The sequence below is a fragment of the Bradyrhizobium sp. INPA03-11B genome, assembly GCF_040446015.1.
Lineage (GTDB): Bacteria > Pseudomonadota > Alphaproteobacteria > Rhizobiales > Xanthobacteraceae > Bradyrhizobium > Bradyrhizobium macuxiense_A.
The window spans coordinates 1-4,970 of the sequence record NZ_JASGSR010000231.1 but is presented as its reverse complement, the minus strand read 5'-3'; the positions used below and the strand labels follow the sequence as shown (position 1 = coordinate 4,970).

Annotated in this window: 4 protein-coding genes; 1 reads left to right on the top strand and 3 read right to left on the bottom strand. The window is 57.6% G+C overall.

The genetic code is table 11. The features are described from left to right. From QMZ05_RS40310 to QMZ05_RS40300, 3 genes are all read right to left on the bottom strand, one after another. A partial coding sequence (locus QMZ05_RS40310) for a porin (protein ID WP_353705807.1) occupies positions 1-496 on the bottom strand: 496 nt, incomplete at its 3' end. Between the two features lie 577 nt (positions 497-1,073). Beyond that, on the bottom strand, positions 1,074-1,424 hold the full coding sequence (locus tag QMZ05_RS40305; protein WP_353705808.1) for a helix-turn-helix domain-containing protein: 351 nt from the start codon (positions 1,422-1,424) through the stop codon (positions 1,074-1,076). A 580-nt stretch (positions 1,425-2,004) separates the two neighbouring features. Further along, the gene (locus tag QMZ05_RS40300) at positions 2,005-3,303 is read right to left on the bottom strand and encodes an MFS transporter (protein ID WP_353705806.1); all 1,299 of its coding nucleotides are present in this window, start codon (positions 3,301-3,303) and stop codon (positions 2,005-2,007) included. A 775-nt stretch (positions 3,304-4,078) separates the two neighbouring features. Here QMZ05_RS40300 and QMZ05_RS40295 point away from each other — a divergent pair. Continuing rightward, positions 4,079-4,801, top strand: a complete 723-nt coding sequence (locus tag QMZ05_RS40295; protein ID WP_353705805.1) for a LuxR family transcriptional regulator — start codon at positions 4,079-4,081, stop codon at positions 4,799-4,801. The last annotated feature ends 169 nt before the right edge of the window (positions 4,802-4,970 follow it).

Here is a 4,970-nt window from a genome sequence, read left to right as displayed (position 1 = left end):
ATGCAGCATAGACACCGACCACGCCGCCTGCGACGGCGCCGCTGTTGGCATTGTTCGGCGCCTGAACGCCGCCAATCGACGAATAAACTGAGCCGCCAGCGCCGTTACCCGAGTAGCTATCTGTCGTCCAGGTGAACACGCCGTCGAAGTAGGTCCGGACCACGCCGTACTCGGTCGCGGTGCGGGTATCAACATTGAGATCTTCACGCGAACGACTGGTGTAGACGTTGCTCAGGCGATTATGTGCAGCGGCAACACCACTATAGGCGCCAGCGAAGACACTGTTGGAACCGAGTACCAGTTCCGCGCGCAAGTAGCCACCGAGCTTGATACAAGTATCTGTGCCAGGGACGTAGTAAAACCCGGCACCGTACAGCGAACAGATCTTCACATACTCGACAGCCTTCGCCTTCACGGGAAGATCAGCTGCCTGCACTCCTCCTGTCGCGATCACTCCCGCCGCCGAGCCAAGGATCAGACCCCTTAAAACACTCATTGAAATCTCCAACTGTTCCTCCGATCAAGCTGCCTGCGCCCCATTTCCGAGATAACCTCGTTTCGCCAGCTTCACGCTTGATCGGTGAACCGTCGCTGGATATGCGCAACGAATGGGTCTCCCCCTACTCGCAAAAAACAGCCTGGCAAATTCGCCAACGATTGTTCGGACGAACACGGTACGCTAACGGACCAACGGAAATGCGCGAGCCAACAGTGTGCTCTCGGCACATCAGATTGGAACGGCTTCGTACAATGGCTACGAACCGGACCGGCAGTTTGCCGGACTCGTCGGCATCGAACATCGGTGCATGAACGAGCCGATTAAGTAAGGCTTCAATGCTCCAATCGACGACGACCGTGCCGGCGACGCCACGTCGCTCGCGTAGAACGCGACCTCACAAACGACCGATGTTCACCAAACGAAAACTGACCGGCCTACCTGCACAAATGTGCCGGGACGGCTCTGTTGAAGACTTCGGTTCGCGAAGCAAGCGGCATACGCGCAATGTCAGGACTATGACGACGCTACAATCTCAAGCATGGGATTGCTGCCTTCAGTCGTTCACCCACACGGCCTATCGGTGGGCCTCACAGATAATTCTCCTGCAGCAACACGCCCTCTGCTCAAGCCGGTGGAGGTCTCGCACCTGAAGTGCGCCACGGGTCTTGACTATCAATCCGTCTCTTTCGAACCGCGTAAGCACTTCCGTTATTCCCGCCCGACGCATTCCCAGTATTGTGGAGAGATCTTCGTGTGTGATCGGAACGACGCTGCTCTGTCCCGCTCGACAGGCAAGGCATAGCCAACAGGCCAGTCTTTCCTCGAGCCGGTGACGTACGCCACATAAAGCGACTTGTGAACTGTGAACAAGAAGCGCCTGCACATGTTGCAGCACTCGCACTCTTAGCTGAGGCAGTTCAAGCATCGCGCGCTTGAGATCCCCAGCGCCAATTCTCAGAACATTGCACGGGGTGACTGCGACTGATTGATGTGCGGGATAGTCAATCCCCAATGCGATGGAGGCACCAACCACGCCGTAAAAACCGATCAGGGCTGTCTCCATCGGATACCCGGCTGCAAGGGTACGCTGTGAGACGATGCCAGACTCGACGAAGCTCACAAATTCGATTGGCCGATTCTGATATTGAAGGACTGTCCTCTCCCTGAACGAGGTCCGAACCAGCAGCGGTCGAACAGCCTCAAACTCGTCGTGAGGCAAACCCGCCAAGATCGCATTTCTCACAACCACACGTTTTGTCGGACCGACGAACGGCTTTTCACCAAGACTGCGACGATCGCGGTCTTGCCACGTCTGGATTGCTGTCCCTCCGCTACGTTTGAACATACGCCTCATCCATAGGGTCACACTTGCGTATCTTCAGCGCCCCGGGGTACAGGTCACCACGCTGCAGTTTCAGCTCTCCAGTCGGAGCTCGGCACGAACCACAACCGAACCTCCGTCACATTGCGGTTCGAGCATCGTTGCAGCGATCTCAAACCTGCGTCTAACCGGCAGATTGGAGAGGCGCGGCATCTTCGTGCGCTTGCTGCAATCGTACGACCCGCCCGTAGCCGCGTAATCCCGACAGCAGCAAGACAATCCCTATCAGGCCTGAGCCGATCACAGTCACGGCTATCGAATAACGCAAGCCATCCGTTGCCGGGAAAAGACGGTCCGTCAACACTCCCGCAAGATAAGGACCGAGCGAGTTCGTAATGAGCCCGGTTGCCAGCGTCAGAAGCCCCGTGATTCTAGCTCTCAGTTGCCGCGGCACGACTTCTGCAATTGCGGTGTAACCGCAGACCGGCGTGAAGAACGTCCAGAAGAAAGCAACCATCAACATCCCCAGGCTCGCAGTTTCAGAAGGAACGAGCAGTGCCGTTGAACTACAAGCGACAAACACAACCCCGCCAAATGCGGCAAGCAGGAAAGGCGCGTTGGTACCGACCCGCTCGCGAAACCCGCTCGCGAACCGCCCCACGAGGAGACACCCCACAACCGCGGCAGCATTGCAAGTCAGCGCAATGCTCAAACCTGCCGTTCCAGCGGCCCACCCATGAACTCGCTCGAAAAAGGGGATCACCCAGAGGTTGAGTGTGTAACCGCCCATCGTGAGGAACGGCACGCCGATAAGAATCGCGGCCGACACTGCTGGATGCGACGCAATGTATGCCGCGACCCCGCCGTCATGGGCATGCACCAACGTCTTGTGGCCGTCACCGTCGCCCAGATCGCGAAGCATCACCAGCGACAGCAAGGCAAGTGCCAGCCCCAGCACGCCGGCCGCCAGAAACAGCGTCTGCCATGGTTCCAGCGACCCAAACGGAAAGCTGATTGGCTCGCGTCCAATGTGAGCGAGCAAGCCGCCCCCAAGCAGATTAATCAACATTATTCCGAGCGCACCGGCGCCTAGATAGACTCCAAACGCCCGGGCCCTTCTTTCGGGGCCGTAGGTGTCGCTTAGCAAGGAAACCGCGAGCGGGTGAAGCAACGCCTCGCCCACACCGACCCCTGCCCGCGCAACAAACAACCACCAAAACGACGGCGCCAGGGCCGTCCCGGCAGTTGCCACACTCCAGAATGCGACGGCGGAAGGCAGGACGAGCCTGCGCGGCAGCCGATCGACAATGAATGCGCCGACGGGACTGAAAACAGCATAGCTTGCGGCGAACGCGATGCCGGCCAAAAGTCCGAGCTCTGAATCAGTGAGCAGATAAGCGGCCTTGATGGGCTTCATTACCAGACCGAAAATCACCCGATCAGCGAAGCCAAGCATGTATGCCAGAAACAGCAGGCTTAGCACGACCCGCGCTGAAGCTCTTGATCGCGACCCCATGGCCTCAGTTTCCCTGCCCGACGCGTGAGCCACCAGCCCGGCAAATGCATGGTCGGGCATTTGTCGCAGGCATTGGCGTCCAGAGGGGCGCAAGCCAGGCACGCGCGCCGACGGCCATGGCCAAACTGGCCCAAAATGCTTTCGACAAGGCAATCGCTCGCGCGAGCGAGTTCGTATGCACAGCACAATCCTCCCTGCTCAGGCAGCTCTTGCCACCGAACATCTAATTATATTATTATCATATCATTATGATGTTTCGGCCGACAGTCAAGTGGTTAGCCGCCCGCCCGGAAGCGACCAGCGCGACGCACCTTCCCGAATCGAGGCTTCTTGTTGAAAATCCGCTAGATTAGGGCTCAGATGAAAGCTGCCGTCCTGTTCGAGACAAAGACGCCGTTCCTTGCCAACGCTCGGAAGGCGCCCGGGTGCCTGCCCGCTGCACAACCCCGGAACTCTGTCGGTGTGATACCGATTTCACTGAGCGTCGCGATCCGAGGGCCCCATCGGCCTGAGAATGTCGCAAGTCCTGCGATCGACAATCCTGACCTCAATCATCGCGCTCGACGACGGTCGATCGTTCGCACAACACCTCATTCGGGCAATTGCCTACTCCATCGAACTCGATGCGAGCATTTGCGGCATGCGAGTTATCAGGCAAGCCTCCACGGTTCAATCAGATACAGGAGCTTTCGATACCTTTCCTTCCCTGAGGAACACGCACATTTTCTAGACGGATACCACGATGCGTCGGGTCCTTCAGGCGTTTGTTGATCAGCTTGCTGATAGTACTGATTTGGACGATCTGGGAAAGAGTATGGCTGCGACCACAGCAGCGCTTAACCTGTCCTGCTTCGCCTATCTTTCCATGCCGCGGACACCGAACACGGCGCCGGTGCTGATCTCAAACTATCCCTCAACCTGGACTTCGCACTATTTGCGAAGACAATATGAACGCATAGATCCTGTAATCGTTCAGGCGTTTCACCACCCCGAGCCCTTCCGATGGGGCCATGGTATCGGGCCAGCAACCAACTCACTTCCGGAACGCGAACTCTTCGAGGAAGCCGCTCAATTCGGTATCCGTTGTGGCTTCACGATTCCGGTGCACGACAGGCATGGAGCCATCGCAGCCGTTACATTTGCGGCAGACGAACGTCGCTCTTCGTTTGAGCGGTCAATCGAGACGCATACGCATGTGCTGCAGCTAATTGCTATGTATTTCCACGCGCATGCCCGGCGCAATGACATATCTGACAGGTTGACAGGCGGTATAGCGCTATCGCGCCGCGAACTCGAATGTCTCACGTGGGCCGCGGAGGGCAAATCAGCCTGGGAAACCGGATCCATCATGGGGATCTCACGTCATACGGTGGCGTTCCATCTGGATAACGCCAAAGCCAAGCTGGGCGTTCGTACGACCATTCAGGCCGTCGCGCGCCTGGCCGCAGCCCTCCGTACTTCCTAGTCCTCGAACAGATGCCGTCACCTCCGTAGTTGAGGAGGATGCAAATCTACCGGGCCTGCCTTCAATACAAACGGCTGTCGTATTGGAGGCACTTCATGATGCAGATCATCACATCCGAATTCTACGGGGCTTTCTCCGAAGAGCTTTCGGAAATGCACCGGCTTAGATA

What these genes read in the sequence shown, in the direction of transcription:
- QMZ05_RS40305 (WP_353705808.1), bottom strand. Translation starts at nt 1,424, where the DNA reads ATGCTTGAACTGCCTCAGCTAAGAGTGCGAGTGCTGCAACATGTGCAG.
- QMZ05_RS40295 (WP_353705805.1), top strand. Translation starts at nt 4,079, where the DNA reads ATGCGTCGGGTCCTTCAGGCGTTTGTTGATCAGCTTGCTGATAGTACT.